The following is a 19829-nucleotide window of genomic DNA, read 5'->3' as shown; positions in this document are numbered from 1 at the left end:
CGCAAACGGGGGGATACCCCGGGCCCAGCCGCCTTTATTGTCATTATAAGCCTGAAACGATCAGGATATCCTAAGCGTTCTGGCCATGGCAGTTCTTGTATTTCTTGCCGCTGCCGCACGGGCAAGGATCGTTACGGCCAATCGCTGCCTCAACGTGCACCGGACGTTTCTCAGCCGGCTCAGCGTTGGTCGAGATTTTATCTTCCTCGATTACGGACTGGCGTTCCTGGTTAGCTTCGATGTGCGCCTTCATAATATACGTAGCGACTTCCTCCTGAATGGCGGCAGTCATGGCGTTGAACATCTCAAAGCCTTCAAACTGATATTCGCGCAGCGGATCTGTACCGCCGTATGCACGCAGGTGAATCCCTTGACGAAGCTGATCCATTGCATCAATATGATCCATCCATTTGCTGTCTACAGAACGGAGCACGATAACCTTCTCGAATTCACGAACCAGCTCAGCGCCAAGACGCTCTTCGCGTGCATCGTATTTCTGCATAACACGGTCAAAGATGAAATCAACGATTTCCTCTACTTCCTTACCCCAGAGATCATCACGGGTAATGGAACCTTCATCCAGCAGCTTGCTGTTAACATAGTCAGCAACCTCCTGCAGCTCCCAGTTCTCCGGAATATCATCACTGCAATGCGCACGGACTACGCGGTCAATAACCGGCTTGATCATTTCGGTTACAACGCCTTTAATATTCTCGGATTCGAGAATTTCACGGCGCTGCTTATAGATAATCTCACGCTGCTGATTCATGACATCATCATACTGCAGCACGACTTTACGGATATCGAAGTTGTTCCCCTCAACCCGTTTCTGGGCTGATTCGATGGCACGGGTAATCATGCGGCTCTCAATCGGCTGATCCTCTTCAAAGCCCAGACGGTCCATCATATTCAGGACATTGTCTGCACCGAAGCGCTTCATGAGCTCATCACCGAGAGACAGATAGAATTGGGTAGAGCCCGGGTCGCCCTGGCGTCCGGCACGTCCGCGAAGCTGGTTATCGATACGGCGGGATTCATGACGCTCTGTACCAATAATATGCAGACCGCCAACATCTCTAACGCCTTCACCAAGCGTAATATCCGTACCACGGCCGGCCATATTCGTAGCAATTGTTACGGTGCCCGGCTGTCCAGCCTGTGAAATAATCTCCGCTTCGGATTCATGATGCTTGGCATTCAGTACCTGATGCTTGATGCCCTTACGCTTGAGCATTTCAGATACACGTTCGGAATTCTCAATGGAGACTGTACCTACCAGCACCGGCTGGTTCTTTTTATGGCGCTCTACAATCTCTGCTACCACCGCATTAAACTTGCCGGTCTCGCTTTTATAGACGACGTCAGGCATATCCTCACGCTGGTTTGGTTTATTCGTCGGTACCTGCAGAACTTCCAGGCCGTAAATTTTCTTGAATTCCTCTTCTTCCGTCTTGGCTGTACCTGTCATACCGCCTAATTTGCGGTACATCCGGAAGTAGTTCTGGAAGGTGATCGTTGCCAGGGTCATGCTCTCATTCTGTACCTGGATCTCTTCCTTCGCTTCAATCGCCTGGTGCAGCCCGTCGCTGTAGCGGCGGCCAGCCATCAGACGGCCGGTGAATTCATCGACAATGACAACCTCATCACCGTTCACCACATAATCAACATCACGGCGCATGATAACATTTGCCTTGAGCGCCTGGACGATATGATGGTTCAGGGTAACATGGCTGTGGTCATACAGGTTCTCAATGCCAAAAGCGCGTTCAGCTGTAGCCACACCCTTCTCAGTCAAGGCTACCGATTTCACTTTTATATCAACTGTGTAATCTTCTTCAGCCGTTAACTTCTTAACAAAACGGTCTGCAGCATAGTACAGCTCTGTCGATTTCTCAGCCTGGCCGGAAATAATCAGCGGAGTACGCGCTTCGTCAACCAGAATAGAGTCTACTTCATCAATAATACAGAAATATAGCGGGCGTTGTACCATCTGCTCTTTGTAGAGCACCATGTTATCACGCAGATAGTCAAAACCAAATTCATTATTCGTGCCATACGTAATATCGCAGGCATACGCTTCTTGTTTATCAGCATGGTCCATGCCGTTCAGGTTGACCCCGACCGTCATGCCCAGGAAGTTATAGATTTGTGCCATTTGCGCGCTGTCACGCTGAGCCAGATAATCATTAACCGTTACGACATGCACACCCTTGCTGAGCAGCGCATTCAGATAGACCGGCAATGTACCCACAAGCGTCTTACCTTCACCTGTCTTCATTTCGGAGATCCGGCCTTCATGCAGCGCCATGCCTCCAACCAGCTGTACGTCAAAATGCCGCATGCCCAGCGTCCGTTTGGAAGCTTCGCGTACGGTTGCAAATGCTTCTGGAAGAATCTCTTCCAGGGTCTCGCCTTTTTCAATCCGGGCCCGGAATTCTTCAGTCTTCGCCTTAAGCGCCTCATCCGAGAGGGCTACGAATTCAGGTTCCAGTCCATTAATAACTTCGACCGTCTTCATTAGACGCTTGACATCACGTTCATTGGTGTCGCCGAATATTTTCTTTACAAGTCCTAGCATGGTTAACCCCTTTCATGCAACACAGATGGTGGAACCGAGCCCATCCTTAACTAAAATTGAAAGGGCCATATATTATTTCGATTCCGCTGCTTCATAAATTGTAACAGTTTGTAAGACAAGCCGCAATACGAGTAGCCGCAACCTTATTTTGCAAAATAGAAGAAGCGGTGAATTGTCACTCTTTTTATACGAATAAGAGCCCTATTCGCTTCAAGCGAATAGGGACTCGGCTGATTTTTGTAATTAGTACTGGCTATCTTACCCCGCCAGCATATTGCTTTACCTGAGGTTTCAGATCAATCCTGTTCGATCAGGCCGTACTTGCCATCATTGCGTTTGTAAACAACGCTCACTTCGGAAGTCTCAATGTTGGAGAATACAAAGAAATTATGTCCAACCATATTCATCTGCAGAATAGCTTCCTCAACATCCATCGGCTTCAAGGTGAAGCGCTTGTTCCGCACTACTTCCAAATCATCGTAATCCTGTTCCTCAACGGCAACAGCGCTGGAAGGCTCTTCTACAAAAATTGTCTTCAGGCTGCCTTCCTGACGGAACTTACGGTTAAGTTTGGTTTTGTGCTTGCGGATTTGCCGTTCCAGCTTGTCCACAACCGCATCAATAGAGGCGTACATGTCGTCGCTGCGGTCTTCTGCACGAAGGGTTACACCTGCGAGCGGAATTGTGACTTCCACCGTGTGGATGCCGCGGACTACGCTAAGCGTCACATATCCTTCTGAGGTAGGGGGTGCATCGAAATACTTCTCAAGTCTGCTGAGCTTCTTATCAACATAATCTCTTAAAGCATCTGTCACTTCAATTTGTTGACCTCGAATGCTGAATTGCATAGGGCACTCCTCCTTTGTCTACGTTCCCATTATACCAAATTGTCAGCGCTAAGTAAAAAGCAATTCATTACAGACTTTACATTTACCTTACACAATTTGCAGCTTTCATTAATTAGAATAAAACAAAGTCCGGGAAGGGCAATCATTTCGCCCTTATCCGGACCATGTCTAGCCGATCATATTATTCCTGTTTCAGCTGAAATTATAAGAGCCATTCCCTTAAACATTCCTCGCCTTAAGCCGTATGCTTCACAGCTGTTTCGTATGAATCCGCAAGAGCTCTACGGGTGATACGGATGTTCCGCTGCCTGCAATGACATATACTTTATAAGCAGTATTAGCCGTCAGACCGCTCAGTGTCAGTGTCTGCCTTGCTCCAGGAACTGGTGTAAAGCCTCCGCTCCAGGGTGCAGCCAGCTGTGTTCCTGAGCTGTTTTGCCCTGCCAGAACCTGTGCTGCTGTTGGGTTAACAGCATCTGCAGGGAGCACCACATACCGTACAGGCGCGGACGCGTCCCCTGTCTGGCCATAGGCTACATAAACATCGGCTGTCACTGTACCCATTGAACCCGGGCTGAGCTCAGTAATTGCCCCTTGGCCCGCTGAAGCTGTAGCCAACCTCAGAGTATACACTCCAGACCAGCTGCCTGCTGTATCAGACAACGCTATATAAGCCGCGTATTCCGTATCAGGCTGCAATCCATAAACCGAGAATGACACTGTGCTGCCAGCAGCAGCTGCCGTAGACCCGGCATTCACACCTGCTGTTCCTGCAGCGGTCAGACCATCACGTACCTGCACGTAATTCGGTACAGCGGCTGTGCTGCTGTAAGGGGCAACAACATAGTAAACAGCGCCTGTCACTGATGAAGTCAGATACACATCTGCCGTAACAGAACCTACATGTCCATATGTTACACCACTAACCGTTGGAGCGGTGCTGCCACCGCCACCGCCGCTACCTCCGCCAGCAGGACTTGTAGGGGTTGCTGTCGGAGCTGGGGTTGCCGTTGCAGATGGTGTAGCTGTAGGAGTAGGAGTTGGTGTGACTGAACCGCCTGGCTTGTTGGCCGCCGAGTTACCGATAATGCCTACTGCCTCAGCTCTGGTCAGGGCCTTTTTGGGCCCGAAGGTCCCGTCCGGATAACCATTAATAATACTCTTGGCCGCTGCAGCTGCGACTGCTCCTTTAGCCCATGGAGCAATTTGCGCGCTATCCTTGAACGCCAGCGTTGTATTGTTTGTGTTCAAGCTGAGAAGCTTTGCGGTAATGACCGCAGCTTCTTGGCGGGTAATTGGACTGGTGGCGCGGAACGTATTGTTCTCATATCCGCCAATATATCCGGCTCTTACAGCCTTGGCCACTTCACTGTAGGCCCAGTTGGAGCTTCGAAGATCTGTAAACGTTATGGCTGCCGTGTCTGTAAATCCAAATAAACGGTTTACTAGTGCAACATATTCTCCGCGGGTAATCGCATTATTCGGCTTCACCGTCCCGTCAGCATAGCCCTGCAGGTAGCCTTTATCGAGCCAATCCTGCAACTGGCTCTGCGCCCAGTGTCCCTGAATATCCTTGGCCGTTGCTGCAGAGACACTTCCCAGAGCGCCGAACAACATGCTGATTCCAAGTACTCCAGTCATCAAACCTCGCCACATTTTCTTCATTCTGTTGTCCATCCTCCTAAAAAGTTTTTACGCGCCTCCCTCCATCATTAGCCGCTATTCAACTAAATCCGGAAGCATACGCTTACATTCGTTGGCCTCCGCTCATATAAACCGCACAATACAGCGCCTGCTTCAGAAGCATCCCGTACGTTCCCTCACTTAGGCAGTATGATGTCATTCCTTCGTTCACACTTTTGTTTATCATTCTTCTTTACCGCCGGTGGGCATTAGCTCCGAGAGTATCGTTTTCACACCTTTCTCCAACCATACGCCTAAGCATGAATAGTCTGCATCGAGGCAAAATCGTAGGCCCAACGTCTGTTATTACCCATTATTTTCATTGCTCTAACAGAAAAATGGAAATCGATGTTAGCTATTGAGCTGTGGATAGCAAATTAGCGCTTACAATACAACAAAAAAAGACCCTGGGAGTATCCCAGGGTCCCTGCTAGCGTTGTCTAAATTGCTAACCATCTACCATATATATGTAGGTCGGCTGCGCCGGATGATTATAATTTGATGACGTTAGCTGCTTGTGGTCCGCGTGCGCCTTCAACGATGTCAAACTCTACGGATTGACCTTCATCCAAAGTCTTAAAGCCATCAGTCTGGATCGCGGAGAAGTGTACGAATACGTCGCCACCATCGGCAGTTTCGATGAAGCCATAACCTTTTTCTGCGTTAAACCATTTAACTTTACCTTCCATTGATTAAACATTCCCTTCGTCATCAGATGAACGTGAGCCTTGCCCACAACTCGACTATACCACCGCAGCTTCTTCATTGTCAATTGGAAAAGTAAATGTTTACTTGCAATTATTTGGTTATTTATATCGTATTATCTATACTCAATCAATTGACTAAACATTGTATAGATTTAGACCTTGAATAAACAATAGCTCATTACCCCGTTTAGACAAATTCCAAACATCTTCAAACTATTTTTGTTGCTAAAAAGCCGATCCCTATGGTTAAAGAACAACTTTCTGCAATATGAAACTTATTTAAGAGAAAAGCTAGTCAATTTCTTGTATATCCAACATACTTTTCGTTTATTGAACTTATATCATCATTGTTATTCTCGTTTGACCAAGCAACATCTCTTCTGATTACTTTTGAGGGCGTACCTGCAATAATACAATTATTCGGATATTTATCTTTGACTAAACTGTGGGCGCCGACAATACTTCCAGTCCCTATATTTGTATTGTATAGACAGCTACATTTATTACCGATCCAAACGTGATCATGAATTATAATATTTTTATTATGTTGTTCATCTAATGCTGAATTAATATTGTGCCCGCTACTGACATCAAAAATAGAGTGTCCATCATTTGTACGCATCATTACATCGCTACTAATCCGGCAATCCTCCCCGATGTTCACAAAAGTTCTTGTATGAGCAACTATCCAATATCGTGAGCCTATAGCTGTTCCAGAGCCAAGTGAAATCTTTGCCCGTCTACCGCATGTCATTTCACCATCATACCCAAAACGGCAGTTATCCCCTATTTCAACCAAACAATCTGGGCGAAATCTCCATTTTGTATTTTGGTCAATGAATAAGCCACTACCAATCAAAACATTTACATTGTCATCTACATATATTTCGACGTTATCTTTAATGTGTGCTGTTTGTCCGATAGTAATTGTCGAATTATAACCCATTAAAATGATTTTAGAGCCACTAATGTCTCCTATAATTTTATTGCCGTATATATCAGCGTAGTATGACCCATCCATTTGGTGTTGTGTAATAACAATGGGTTTATGAGAATGGTAGGTATAATCATTATTTGCCTTATAACCATAATCACTTAATTTATCAGATATTGATTTGTAGTACTTTAAAGGTATGATTACATATAACTCTTCACTCTTGTCTTTTATTTCCGTTATGCTTCTTATAGTAGTTCCATTAATCAACTTATCATTAGTATCAATCACATATTCTGTTACAATTCCGTGTTGCTCATAAAGGGCTTTTGATACGATGTCACTCGATTTACATTTGCCCCAGATTACCACTTTTCTATTTTTGAAATTATTGACCGTGCTTTCTACTATAGCTTGTACTTTGTACTCTTTCATGTCCCCTCCATAATCTCTATCATCTCCGTAAAATACCCTTTTTTAGTTTTCATACTTGTCATTAGATTTTGATACATCTTTAGTAGTCCCACTTCTGCTGACCAGCCTAATTTATTCAAGTTAGAGGTATCAAGACATATTTTCATCACCGGATTATACCCATGATTTATGTTATTATTCAAATCAAATACAATTTCTGTGTTTGACCCCAATGAGGCTGCTAGTTTAGCCATATCACTAATAGATATTGAAGTTTCCATGTTGGCTACATTAAAAGCCTTGCCAGATTCACCTTTTAATAAAATATAGAATAGCGCCCTAACTGCATCGCTTGTATAACAATAGTTTCTAACAGTTGTTCCCTCTGTATGCAAAACAATATTTTTCTTTTCAATCACACTTCTTGCAAATTGAGCAAACACTCGGTTATCATCATAAGAAACCCCTGCTCCAAATGTCTGGGTAAGTCTGGCAATTTTAACAGGCACCTTGTATTCCGCACAAAAAGCACTACATAAGTTTTCTGCCATACGCTTGCTTTCGGAGTAACTACTTCTGACAGAAAGCGAATCAATATACCCGCCGCATTCTTCAGTTATAGGGACGTCTGAGTTCAGTGTTCCGTACACTTCAAGTGAAGATAAATAAACCATACTTGATACCTGCTTCATTTTTGCAAGCTCTAGCACATTAAATGTCCCATTAATTGCAGTTGCAATCGTCTCGACTGGCTGTTTAACAAAACTTGTAGATGAGGTTACACTAGCTCCGTGAATAATATAATCAATTTCCCCGTCTATCTGAGGGATATCCTGAATATCACCTACAATAACGATTAGCCTTTCATTTTCAAGCAGTTCTCCAAAAACTGCTTCAGCTTTCTCTATACTCCTTACTAATGCATATACTGAAATGTTATATTCATCTCTGCTATTGAGGTGCAACAAGGCTTTAACAACTAAAGACCCTAATAAACCGCTTGCACCCGTGATAAAAAAGTTTTTATTCTTAATTTCAGGGAATTTTTGTAAATCAAAAGAAACTTTTGCTATATCTTGTTGCAGAATATTATCCTTAGAATTAAAGGGCATTTAATATCACCTCACAATCCAAATATTTGCGAATTTTCTCGTGCTTCATAAATTGCTCTAAAAATGTAATAATCTGAAGCAGTAGTTATCTTAATATTTTCCACAGGTCCGTCGACAGTATGCAATTTGTATCCATAATGCATCATTAAAGAAGCTGAATCTACCATGTTATAATTCTGATCGGCTATAGCCTTTTCATGGGCAGACATTATGTCGCTAAGAAAGAAGCTTTGAGGGGCTTTTGCAATCTTCGCGTAATTCCGGTTTTGAATGCTTGAAATCTCATTATTGTCATTAGTGTTAATTATTGTTTCCGATGCCTTAGTTACAGTAATTCCTGAACGATATTGTTTCACTGCGAATATATTATCAGATATTAGTTTATCATTAATTAGTGGCCTTACTCCGTCATGAATCAATACGATTGTATCTTCAGGATTAGAACATGATTCATGAATTACTTTTAGACCATTGTAAATAGATTGTTGTCCAGTCTCCCCCCCAGGGACAATCCAACGAACCTTTTCAAAAAAATTATGTTTTAACTGCTCTTGGAGATAAGGAATCCAGTTCTCGCGGCAGACCACCGCTATGTTTTCAATCTCTTCGTTAAATTCAAAGTGTTCCAGAGTATGAATAATTATTGGTTTCCCATGCAAGTCAAGAAATTGTTTAGGCTTTGACTTACTATTCATTCTTGAACCCGTACCACCGGCAAATATTAACGCTGTTGCCATCTAGGAAGCCACCCTTCTAGAGAAATTTATATGCTTGATTCAGATAGTTCACTTGGCTCTATAAACTTATAACTCGAGCATGGAATGTGACTATTTCTTTTATTTTCAGGAGGAAGAGTCATATAATCATCATAGATCGATTTTAAATACCAATCATAATCAGCAAATCCCCAAAATTTACGCCCCTCAAAATTATATTCCTTCATAGAGTTAAACAATGCTCGCGGAAAACCATATGAATGTTTTGGGGGATGAGGTGAACACATATGACGCACAAGGATCGAGTTGTTATCTTTATTGCATTTGGCTGCAAGCCAATCTCTCACTCGAAAGATACGATACTTATCGATCCGTGATATTAGCCTAAATAAAGTCCGCATCGCAACTTTAGGATGGACAATTTTCCCTACCTCTGACCATAGTGACTTACGAATACAGTAGCACATGAATTTATGTACTACACGTTTTATATAGGAATCAGGAACACTGTCCAGAGTAAAAATATCTACAAAAACACCATTTCTCGCCTTGATGTGTTCATGACCAGCCCGTACATATTCTGTACCTATTCGAAGAATTCTCGCATAACCCCACCGGTAAAAATGATCTGTCTTATAATCCTGTAAAAAGAAACTAGAGTGATCCATCTCTTCTTTGCATGCTTGTTTAAAGCGATTATAATCCTCCCGAAGAATTACAATATCTGCATCTGGATCCCAAGGAATGAAACCCTGATGACGTATTGCACCCAAAAAGGTGCCTCCATCCAAAGAGTATTTAATATCATGCTTTCGACAGATACGATCAAATTCTATTAGGATCTCCAACATATTCATTTGCATATTCCGCAATTCATGAGGAGAAAGATCAATTTCCTTTACTTCCTTTCTCATTACATATCTCATTTATACCTCGTTAGGTTTGGCGTTATATTTCAATTAAGTGCGTTTGATTTTGAACTAAAATACACTTTAAATTATGCCTTTTCAAAAAATCGGAAGCAAACTCATGCGCTATTTCAGGAATAACAATAAATGTAATATCTTTATCCAAGTCAGGGATGTCATCGGAAGTTAAAATTTTATAACCTTCATAAAAACCACTAGAATTTTGGTCTATTACAGCCGCAAGTTCCCAATCAGGCATGTAATCTTCTATTACATGATGAAGATTTAATGTATCTGCACGTAAACCCCACAGGGCATATTTGAGGTGTTTCATTTTGTTATTGTTATTAATTTTACTCAGTGAATCAATCAAATCTTTATTGTACATAGATTTCACTCGATCTTCATAAATACTACTGCAATCATATAGTAATGCATTATCTTCATATGCCTTTTTGAGTCTATATATAAAATGCTCTTTTAGGAGTTTCTTTTCCTTTTCGTATTCAACAGGTGCTGGATTCCAATTAATCTTATCGAAATCTTTTGGCGTATATAGCGGTAAATACTTATCAATCCAGGAAAATCTACCATCAAAATTCTCACTAACTAAAATTACAGGGATTCCCATAGCCATACACGGTGCAGCAACATGCAATCTTGAGGTAATAACCAAACATGCATTAGTTTCGTAATCTTCCAACTGTTTGACACCGAGTTGATAATAATTACGTTCCTCTTCATCCGTAAGGTACACATCATCAGAAACCCGTGGAATATAAGGGAGATGGGTACTATATTCAGCTTTATCCAAAATATGTTTAGGAATATACTTATCAAGGCTTTTAGGGTAATCAACAAAATAAACTTTTCCCTTTAACGGAGATTCTTTCCTCTTAGGAAGTGTTGCTGTTACACAACCGGATAAATATGCCCTTACGTTATTTTTCCGTAACATCTGCATTGTTTCTTCATCTCTACAACCAATAGGCTCAAAATTTTTCAACTGCTGCAGAAGGGTCTTATCGAGACTACGTGAATGCAAATGAAAACTCACATAAACAGGAATTATATTATCGGATACCGGGAGAGAATTAAATTCATGTTTATATTGATTAAAAACCATATTATAACAATTGTATGGAAGAATTACATACTCACCATTGTAGGAACTTGTACTATATCTATCTATCTTAAGCAGTTCCTCTTCTGTTACGCCCATCTCCTCATAGATTTTGACCATTGCATATGATTGAATAGGATCTCCTAAATTACTCCAGTTTTTACTTTCAGGTCTGACAGATTTCTTATAGGCCAGTATGCCGTATTTCATAATATCCTCCTACCAAATCATTCGGTATAAAGCTTTTTCATTAAAAGATCAAATTCAGGAATTTCAGGTCTTATCAGCTTTAAGCGAGCACAGGGTATATGGCTATTTCTTTGTTCTTGAGGGGGCATTTTCATATAATCACCAAACGTGCTTCTTAAGCCTTCTTCGTAGAATTTTGTTGCCATTAATTTATATCCTTCAAAAATCAGGTCTGTTGAATGGAAATCCCATGGAAGTTCACCAGTTAGAATCCGTAGCCCGTCTTCGATCGGAATCTTTCTAGGGTAACCCCATCTGGACGGACTTTTCGCAGATACCTTATGCGCCATATTACGAGTTAATTGAGTAGGCTTATCCCCTGTCCAAGTTATAACCCAATCTCTAAATTTAAATATTGCATCTCTAGGAACTAAGGAGAGTATCGTATACCATGTTCTCAATAAACGCTTGGGGTGTAACTCTTTCCCAACTTTAGACCATAACGTTTTACGAATTACATAGCATGAAAAACAATGTAATGGTCTAAGCACTTTAGAGTCGGGCACCCGATCAGCACAAATGATATCCACGAAAACGCCATTCTTTGCCTCTATGTTCTCATGTCCTGCTCTTACAAATTCAGTATTATTTCTAAGCATTCTAGCATAATTCCATCTATACTTCGGGTCAGTACGCCACTCTTGAAGAAAAAACTTATCTTTGTCTAATTCATCCTTACATACTTCAAAAAACAGATTGTAGTCTATTCTATTCATTGAAATGTCAGCATCCGGATCCCAAGGTATGAAGCCCTGGTGCCTCACAGCTCCAATTAGGCTCCCTCCAATCAGCCTATAAGGAATCTGATATTTGCGACAGATTCGATCTATTTCAAGCAGCATTTCTAATTGAATTAGCTGAATATGCCTACGCTGTTCAGGAGTAATTACAATTTCCGTTTTCACTCGCAGTTCTTTCACATTGTCACCCCAGTAAGCGGATTATGCGTTCATTAATTTTTTCCCCGCAGGAACCATCATTATTAAGTACTGATTTTTTCAAATCATTCATGCGAGCTTCTTTTTGGTAATCCGTTCCTTTAATAACTAACTCACAGTACTCTTCAATACTGAACCCATCATAAACAAAGTAACATGAAAAATGATCAAATAAACAAATTCTTTCTCTACGCAATTTACTTCTCCCGTTCAACATTAAAACAGGCTTGCCTGTTGCTATATATTGACGCGCCCAGGAGCTCATATCGCTAATCATTCCATCAGATACTATAGTAGCCGGCATGGTACTTGCAGAATAGTCAATTATCGCATGACCGCAATTTTCAACTATATGCACAATTTCCTTATAATTATCATGCCACTCTGGTTTCATAGAAGTTATTGCACTCTCTAAAAGCGGATGTGGCCGCCATATAAGTGCCAATTCCTGATAGGATAACATAGTTGAAATTCTACGTTTTAATTTAATTAGGTAATTAGGGTCGTTTAAGAGTGCACCAATGCTGCTGTTTAGAACAATTACCTTTTTCCCGTCTAACTTCTGTACCCAGTCTGTTGGAATCTCCACATTGTCTTTATTTTTATTAACGATAAAATCTAATTTGGGAGAACCCAGAGCAAGAATTTTATTTTCAGCAATGCCGCTTTCAACGTACATTTTTTTATGAGCGCTGGATTGTGCAATAATTTTATCAACATGTTCTATACAGGAGGCAATATGTTTCTGGGCAAAGGTCTGCGTATTGAGATACGCGCCGGAAATAAAATACGGAACGTAGACAAGCATAGGTGTAAACTTCTTAAGTTCTAATGAATAATACTGAGGATCAACGGTAGTGATAAAATTAGTATCGTCATATGGATTATGAATGTATATCACATCAGGCATGCGAGCACTTACGTCGTAATCCTTATAATGAACAACTGGTACATAGTCTGGATACTGTTCACCTTCATAATGAAATTCGCCTAAGCTATGATCAGGGTTTCTATCATAATAGGGGATAGGCATAACAATTGCATTACAACGCTCATCTGCTTGTGCGGCAAGCCAAATACTTTCGAATGAATCCCACATACTAGACTTATAGGGCATGAATACAATTTCTATCTTTACCTCTGATTCATTCAATAGTTCCTTTTTCAGTACTGCAAGGTAGTTCTTGATGTTTTTGGGAATTTCAGAAGCTGGGCGGCCACTGAGTAAACTATCGTCAAGTGCCTCAAGTGTATCCTTAAGTGGAATGAGTATATCTCTATAAAAAGCAAACCGTTCCTCTGTAAGCCCGGATTCAAGATTGTTAGAAATGGAATTCACAGCATCATAACAGTCTCCCAGAATAAGAGATGCCTGTTCTGGCTGGGCACCTTTAGCATATTTCACGCCTTCCCATATTGTCGGGAGCAGCTCAATCATTAGATCTCGAACACGCTTTCTCATATTAACCTCTTTCCATTTCTATTAGTAATAATCGAAAAGTCATACTAATTCAAAGTAATTCCTCTTAGTATATCTAATATATTTTATCATTTTTTGTAATTTTGTGTAGAATAATAATTCCACCCTTTCTAACTACTATCGACTAAAAATACTAGAAAGTTAAGAGTAAAATAATACCTTGGCTTTGATAAACAGACAAAAAAAATACGACCCCTTTTGACTATGGATGAAGCTTATTTAAGCCTTCCATAGTCAGGTGTCGTTATGTTAAAGACATTTATTCTTTCCGGTCCATTAGAATACTTTCATAAGTGTAGCTTGTATCGTAGGCAGTTCGCTGCATCTTAGCCTGGTTACGGGTTATCAGCCATTGAGAAGCTTCGGTTTTCATATTCTGCATATGAACAGTGATTTGATTATCGCAGGAAAGTATTTCCCTCAGTTTCACTTGTTCATCAGCATCAGGCGGATTTTGGTTAAAAGACTGTATAAGCTGATCCGTTAACAATTCACGCTGGTTCACAAAATCAGCAGCCTTTTCGTAGTCCATATCTGCCAGCTGACTTAACATAGCCTGGGCAAGCGCCTCTAAAGCACTGAGCCTATCCACCATTACTATGCTCCTGCATACTTGGGGATTTAGAAGCTTCCAGCCAAGTCATACGTAACTCAGTCAAATGCTCTAACGCTTCTTCAGCAAGCTTCTTATCTTTTTTCACGTTGGCTTGAATTAGTAGATGTCTAATATATTCATAGAGGCCAAATAGACTATTCGAGATTTCATAGCTAGCATCCAAGCTACCCATCAGTTCACTCATAATTGCCTGTGCTTTGACAAGATTTAGATTGGACTTTTGAATATCCGCTGTAGTTATTCCTTCAGCACCGGCCTTTGTAAACCGAATGGCTCCATCGAAAAGCATAATCAGCAATTGCCCCGGTGTTGAAGTTTTAACCGACGATTGCCGGTATTTTTCATATGGAGAAATCATCATTGTTCTCACCCTTTACTCATCCTAAATCTCAGCCTTACAGATAGCTGGACAAACTACTAGACTGTGAATTATATTTAGACATTGCGGTTTCCATCGCAGTGAACTGTTTATAATAGCGTGTCTCAATATCTGTTAACCGGTCTGTCAGCGAGTCAATTCTAGAGTTATAATCCTTTAGCAATCTCCCCATAACACTTTCAGTTTTATAGGTTGCGCTCAGGTCAGTAGTGAATTTGGAAGTCCCTGCTTTAGTAACAATATTGTTGAGCGCCTTTTCTACCGAAGTAGACATCTGGGTAAAGATACCGCCATCCGGATTTACCGAGCTGCCTTGAAACAACTCTGTGACCTTCTGCGGATCAGTAGAGAGTGCCTGCCTTAACTTAGATTCATCCAGATAAATTTTACCACCCTCATAGTACTGCCCTGCTGTAATCCCCATACCGCTTAGACTACCCATGTTCTTAGAAATAACTGATCGGAGATCAGAGATTACCGTTTGAAGAATGGAGTCATTTTTAAGAAGGCCGCTTTTAGCCTTGGACTCCCAAAGAGTAATATCGGCTTCCTTCATTCCAGACTTTTGTTCATCCGTCAGAGGCTGATAATCGCGATATTTTTCTTCACCGACTTTGGTAGACATTGTACTTATCAAGGAGTTATAGGTTTCGATAAATGACTTAATTGTCTCCACTGTCTTATCTGCCGAAGGTATAGTTGAAATTGTTGAGGGATTGGATGCGTCCGACTTAGCAAGAAGGGTGAGCGTAACACCATTTACAGTCAATGAATTAGTTGCTGATTTATACTCTACTGCAGTATCCGCACTTCCCTGCTTACTGCTTTTTATTGATACTATCGCTTCCTTAGCACCCTCGAACGTGGTAAGATTCAAAAGCGATTTTATAGAATTATCCATTTTGCTCGAATCGAGATACTCATTTTTCCCATCCAGTGTAGAGGTAATAGTTAACTTACCGCTGACCTCGTCAAAAGTTGCCTTAACCTTTGCATCACTGTTATTAATTTTGCCCATCAGTGTGGAGATAGTATCTTTATTAGTTAATTCAATTTCCACATTGTTAATTTTGATTTTATTGGTAAACGTACTTCCGTTTAAGTCAGTTAACTTCGTAGAAGTGGTAGCTTTCTTATTACTTGTATCTACAAGACTGCTCGATTCAGCACTGGATCTGGTGGCAAGCTGAGTTACGGTTACGCTCATCTCTACACCGTTCGCATTTGCAGAAGCTTCAGCTTTGACTGCTGAAGTATTACCGCTCACTACAGCCTGTTGTGAATTCATCTGCGCACCCTTGTTCCAGTCACTCAATTTATTCATCTTAAAATCAACCAGTTTGCTGTTAATATCCCGGTAGCTGTCACGCTGCCACTGCAAAAGAGTTTTTGACTGATTCAGTTTATCAAGTGGCTGTCGTTTAGCTGTCATTAATTCCTTTACAATACTATCGATATCCATGCCTGATGTTAGCCCGTTGACCCGCAAGACCATAAGTTTACCTCAGCTCCTTCCTATATACGCTCATCAATTAGAATACCTGCAATCTCCATCATGTTCGCAACCAAATCCAGTGTTTTCTCCGGGGGCACTTCACGAATTAATTCTCCTGTGTCTTTGTTAAGCACTTTGACCATCAACTCATGTGTCTTCTCATGAATACTTATCTCAAGTGTTGTTGACGGACCTTCTAAAGCCTTAACAGCTTTATCAATCGCCTTGATTAATTGCTCTTGACCGATAGATACATTGATTCCCTGCTTATTTGCCTTTTGCAGCTTGTTACTGTTATCAATTTCTACAGTAGACTTTTGTTGCTCAGTACTTTTAGTCATAGCTTCATACTTCGCGTTCTGTTTGCTAGGATCAATAGTTACCGCAGACAAGGAGAATTGAACTTCCATGCGCAAAACCTCCGAAAAACAATTATTTACTATATATATCGGAAGAATTAGATTCATTATGAAGAATATCTTTTGAATAGTTCCATCTTTATCCTTGTGTCAATTCCTATAACAGTTATCTTATTGACTATAGTTAATTCCCGGAAATGTGAAGACGCTTTACTTTTTTAATGATATTTGCCACTGTGACAGCGGGAATTGCTGTTGAATCTTCTGCCATATCCTTCTCATGCCTGTGATGTTATTTCGGCTCTCAAACAAATCATAGCATTTCTCGTATGAGCTATAAACCGGCTTTAGCTCCATTAACCTGGCATACAGCACCTCAGCATCATCGGTATATCCCATTTTACAGCACAGGTCTCCAAGCAATTCTATAACCGGAATGGACAGCGGTTTCTCTCCATACAATTTTACCAATAAGTCAAATGCTACATTCTCATACCCGTAGTCAACCAACAAAACTGCAAGCTTACACTGGGTTTCAAGCTTCGTTCCCAACAGCTCTTTGGTAATAGCCTCAAACTGTTCCGGCTCCTGAAGAATAATAAGTTGCTTCGCGATCTCCAACAGGAGCGCTTCCCCTGCATTAGTCAGCTGCGCAGGGTTAATCTCTTCCCGGCAGACCAGCTTACTAAGTAGTTTGGATTCCCGCTGGCTCAAATTGAGAACTTGAACAGCCTGCTTCAATAGTAGTGAATCCTTTAATAAATATGCTAACAGAAGCATATCCGGGCCGTTATCTAATGAGGTTATACGCTCTACTGTCATCATACCCGTTCGAGCATCTTCATACCGCTTGTCGAACAAACTTGCAACAGCTTCAATATTTACCGGCACTGTAATCCGGTAATCCATAAGGAGACGTGAGAGCAGCGGATGTCTCAGGTCATACATTACATCCACCAGCAACTGGAGGTCTCCGATATTTTTGATGTCATATAGCTGTCTGATGGTTTCGTATACTTCGTTCAAAGGAATTCTTGCTTTCAAGGTTATATTGAAATATCTTCTTAGTGCAGGAATATAGTTCTTTTTTATCTGAAGAGATTGTAGTACAGCCTCAAAAGCAAGAGACAGCTTTCTTTGTGATTCGTAAATCTCCCCTATGAATTCCATTGCTCTATAGCTTCCTGAACCTTCAGTAACCAAGGTTCCGCTATCACCAAGCTTCAGACATTGTTGAAAAGCCGCAATAGCGTCTTTTTGATATCCGGCCTTGTGAAGCAATGTTCCTTGTATAAAGAGCATCTCTGTTTCCTCAGGGAATAGAGGTACGGCATCTATTAATATTTGCAGGCCTTCCTCATATCTGGCAAGCTCACCAAGAGAAAAAGCTAACTTAGTTAAAAGTTCAGGAAGAAACACGCGATTTGTACTTAATGGATATGCTTTCTTAAAGTAATCAGCTGCCTTTAGATGTTCATTCAGAGAGAGATACGTCTTGCCCATATTGTATAAGTTATACGCATCTGGATTTTCTCTCACCGCTTTTTGCATAAGCGATAGATTCCGTTTTAGCTTATCTTTATCATCCATGGTTTTCTGGCTATACCCGGTATGATGAATCAGGCTGTCGGCTTCCCCTCCTTGAAAGGTAGGATTGCCTACAATATTCAAATGCTCATGCAGCCGATTTTCATAGAATAAGTTCTCGTTATTCACGAACAGGCGGACTGCCCTGTGCATAAAGCTCTCACTGGAGGAATAGTAGTTTTTGATATTGAAAAGATAATAATCCAATCCCGAAGATATATCCTGCTGCAAGTCTACATTCTTATCCAGGTATTCATCTGCATCAAGCACTAGAATATAATCTTTGGTTGCCTTGCGAATAGAGTAGTTACGAGCCTCTGCAAAATGCTGATTCCACGTAAAGGAATGAACCTCGGAAGTGAATTTCTTGGCAATATTTATTGTATCGTCACTGGATCCGGTATCTACAATAATGATCTCATCCACTTGGCCCTTTACACTCTCTAGACAACGTTCCAGGTCCTTCTCTTCATTCTTAACAATCATACATAATGTGATGGAGGCATTCATAAGCAAAATCTCCTCTGGTTTATAGTGATAACATGTATATCGGCATTCTTTTTACCTTTGGTTAGGTTCTGTCTCTTATTAACAAACACAGAGGATCCCTCTCCTTTCGCGTTAATACAAAAAAAGAATGTCTGAAACCCTTAAGGTTCACAGACATTCTTCTTTACTACATTACTCTAAATCTATTCAGCCTTGTGCTAAATATTAACGAAGGAGTTGCAGAACGCCTTGCGGCTGTTGGTTAGCTTGCGCCAACATTGCTTGAGCAGCCTGAGCAAGAATGTTATTCTTCGTCTGTTCCATCATTTCTTTCGCCATGTCTACATCACGAATACGGGATTCAGCTGCAGTCAGGTTCTCAGAAGATGTGTTCAGGTTGTTGATAGTGTGTTCCAGACGGTTCTGGTAAGCACCCAGCTTAGCGCGTTCTGTAGATACAGTTTCGATTGCAGTATTAATCTTTGTAATTGCTGCATTCGCAGAAGCCTGGCTGGAAATGCTGATACCGGATGTTGCAGTAGCTGCAGTAGCACCAGATGCGGAAGCACCGCCTGTTCCAGCTACACCAAGAGATGCTGCGTCCATTGCGTTAATTTCAAGTTCAATGTTTTGGCCAGCATTCGCACCAATGTGGAAGGTCAGGTTAGCTGCAGTTGCTCCGCCAGTTGTTACGCCAGTACCATTTTTTGCTGAACCATCAAGCAATTTCTTAGTATTGAATTCAGTGGTGTTAGCGATACGTGTAATTTCCTTCGCCAATTCGTCCACTTCTTTTTGCAGAGATGCACGGTCTGTATCAGTATTAGTATCATTTGAAGATTGAACTGCGAGTTCACGCATACGTTGCAGAATGCTGTGAGTTTCGTTCAGTGCACCTTCAGCAGTCTGAATCAGGGAAATGCCGTCTTGCGAGTTCTTGGCAGCCATGTCCAAACCGCGGATTTGACCGCGCATTTTTTCGGAGATTGCCAGACCAGCTGCGTCATCACCTGCACGGTTGATGCGAAGACCGGAAGACAGCTTCTCGATGGATTTGTTTGTGTTAGCTGTGTTTACAGCCAATTGACGGTGAGTGTTCAATGCAGCAATATTGTGATTGATAATCATTTGATATTTCCTCCCTGAAATTAAGTTAGTTCCACATCCATGTGGTAAACGCCAATCCGTTAAGGTCGGCCGCCCTGCCGGATCAG

At 41.4% G+C, this 19829-nt stretch carries 17 protein-coding genes; all 17 read right to left on the bottom strand.

Annotation, left to right across the window (positions count from 1 at the left end; all coding sequences use genetic code 11):
* Positions 1–70 precede the first annotated feature (70 nt).
* The 17 genes from secA to hag all read right to left on the bottom strand — a co-directional run bounded on the left by secA (position 71) and on the right by hag (position 19743).
* Positions 71–2578: a preprotein translocase subunit SecA gene (gene secA / locus BN3772_RS00640; protein WP_042195560.1), complete on the bottom strand. Its 2508-nt coding sequence runs from the start codon at positions 2576–2578 to the stop codon at positions 71–73.
* A gap of 296 nt (positions 2579–2874) precedes the next feature.
* Positions 2875–3426, bottom strand: coding sequence for a ribosome hibernation-promoting factor, HPF/YfiA family (gene hpf / locus BN3772_RS00635; RefSeq protein WP_042181253.1), 552 nt, complete (start codon positions 3424–3426; stop codon positions 2875–2877).
* 249 nt (positions 3427–3675) lie between these two features.
* The gene (locus tag BN3772_RS00630) at positions 3676–5091 is read right to left on the bottom strand and encodes an S-layer homology domain-containing protein (protein WP_052380317.1); all 1416 of its coding nucleotides are present in this window, start codon (positions 5089–5091) and stop codon (positions 3676–3678) included.
* 509 nt (positions 5092–5600) lie between these two features.
* A complete protein-coding gene (locus BN3772_RS00625; protein WP_019915069.1) occupies positions 5601–5798 on the bottom strand; it encodes a cold shock domain-containing protein in 198 nt (65 codons plus the stop codon).
* 313 nt (positions 5799–6111) lie between these two features.
* Positions 6112–7185 carry an acyltransferase gene (locus tag BN3772_RS00620; protein ID WP_042195557.1) on the bottom strand — a complete coding sequence of 358 codons (1074 nt, stop codon included), beginning with the start codon at positions 7183–7185 and terminating at the stop codon, positions 6112–6114.
* Positions 7182–8276, bottom strand: coding sequence for an NAD-dependent epimerase/dehydratase family protein (locus BN3772_RS00615; RefSeq protein WP_042195555.1), 1095 nt, complete (start codon positions 8274–8276; stop codon positions 7182–7184). The genes BN3772_RS00620 and BN3772_RS00615 overlap by 4 nt, the downstream gene beginning before the upstream one ends.
* Positions 8277–8287: 11 nt before the next feature.
* Positions 8288–9013: an IspD/TarI family cytidylyltransferase gene (locus BN3772_RS00610; protein WP_042195553.1), complete on the bottom strand. Its 726-nt coding sequence runs from the start codon at positions 9011–9013 to the stop codon at positions 8288–8290.
* Between the two features lie 26 nt (positions 9014–9039).
* Positions 9040–9906, bottom strand: a complete 867-nt coding sequence (locus BN3772_RS00605) for a LicD family protein (RefSeq protein WP_042195551.1) — start codon at positions 9904–9906, stop codon at positions 9040–9042.
* Positions 9907–9940: 34 nt separating this feature from the next.
* Positions 9941–11233 (bottom strand): polysaccharide pyruvyl transferase family protein, encoded by a 1293-nt coding sequence (locus tag BN3772_RS00600; RefSeq protein WP_042195549.1) that lies wholly within the window; start codon positions 11231–11233, stop codon positions 9941–9943.
* Between the two features lie 17 nt (positions 11234–11250).
* The gene (locus tag BN3772_RS00595) at positions 11251–12192 is read right to left on the bottom strand and encodes a LicD family protein (protein ID WP_052380316.1); all 942 of its coding nucleotides are present in this window, start codon (positions 12190–12192) and stop codon (positions 11251–11253) included.
* A 4-nt stretch (positions 12193–12196) separates the two neighbouring features.
* Positions 12197–13672: a CDP-glycerol glycerophosphotransferase family protein gene (locus BN3772_RS00590; protein ID WP_052380315.1), complete on the bottom strand. Its 1476-nt coding sequence runs from the start codon at positions 13670–13672 to the stop codon at positions 12197–12199.
* Between the two features lie 277 nt (positions 13673–13949).
* Positions 13950–14285 carry a flagellar protein FliT gene (gene fliT / locus BN3772_RS00585; protein ID WP_042195547.1) on the bottom strand — a complete coding sequence of 112 codons (336 nt, stop codon included), beginning with the start codon at positions 14283–14285 and terminating at the stop codon, positions 13950–13952.
* Entirely contained in the window at positions 14275–14667 is a 393-nt protein-coding gene (fliS, locus tag BN3772_RS00580; RefSeq protein ID WP_042195545.1) for a flagellar export chaperone FliS, read from the bottom strand. The genes fliT and fliS overlap by 11 nt, the downstream gene beginning before the upstream one ends.
* A 34-nt stretch (positions 14668–14701) precedes the next feature.
* On the bottom strand, positions 14702–16180 hold the full coding sequence (gene fliD, locus BN3772_RS00575) for a flagellar filament capping protein FliD (protein ID WP_244444644.1): 1479 nt from the start codon (positions 16178–16180) through the stop codon (positions 14702–14704).
* A 20-nt stretch (positions 16181–16200) separates the two neighbouring features.
* Positions 16201–16590 (bottom strand): flagellar protein FlaG, encoded by a 390-nt coding sequence (locus BN3772_RS00570; RefSeq protein WP_042195543.1) that lies wholly within the window; start codon positions 16588–16590, stop codon positions 16201–16203.
* A 159-nt stretch (positions 16591–16749) separates the two neighbouring features.
* Entirely contained in the window at positions 16750–18636 is a 1887-nt protein-coding gene (locus BN3772_RS00565; protein ID WP_042195540.1) for a glycosyltransferase, read from the bottom strand.
* Between the two features lie 204 nt (positions 18637–18840).
* Positions 18841–19743: a flagellin Hag gene (gene hag, locus BN3772_RS00560; RefSeq protein ID WP_042195538.1), complete on the bottom strand. Its 903-nt coding sequence runs from the start codon at positions 19741–19743 to the stop codon at positions 18841–18843.
* Between the last annotated feature and the right edge of the window lie 86 nt (positions 19744–19829).

Origin of the sequence: Paenibacillus camerounensis (assembly GCF_000723885.1) — a bacterium.
In the GTDB taxonomy this organism is placed as follows: domain Bacteria; phylum Bacillota; class Bacilli; order Paenibacillales; family Paenibacillaceae; genus Paenibacillus_AQ; species Paenibacillus_AQ camerounensis.
This window is presented reverse-complemented; position numbering and strand designations above follow the sequence as displayed.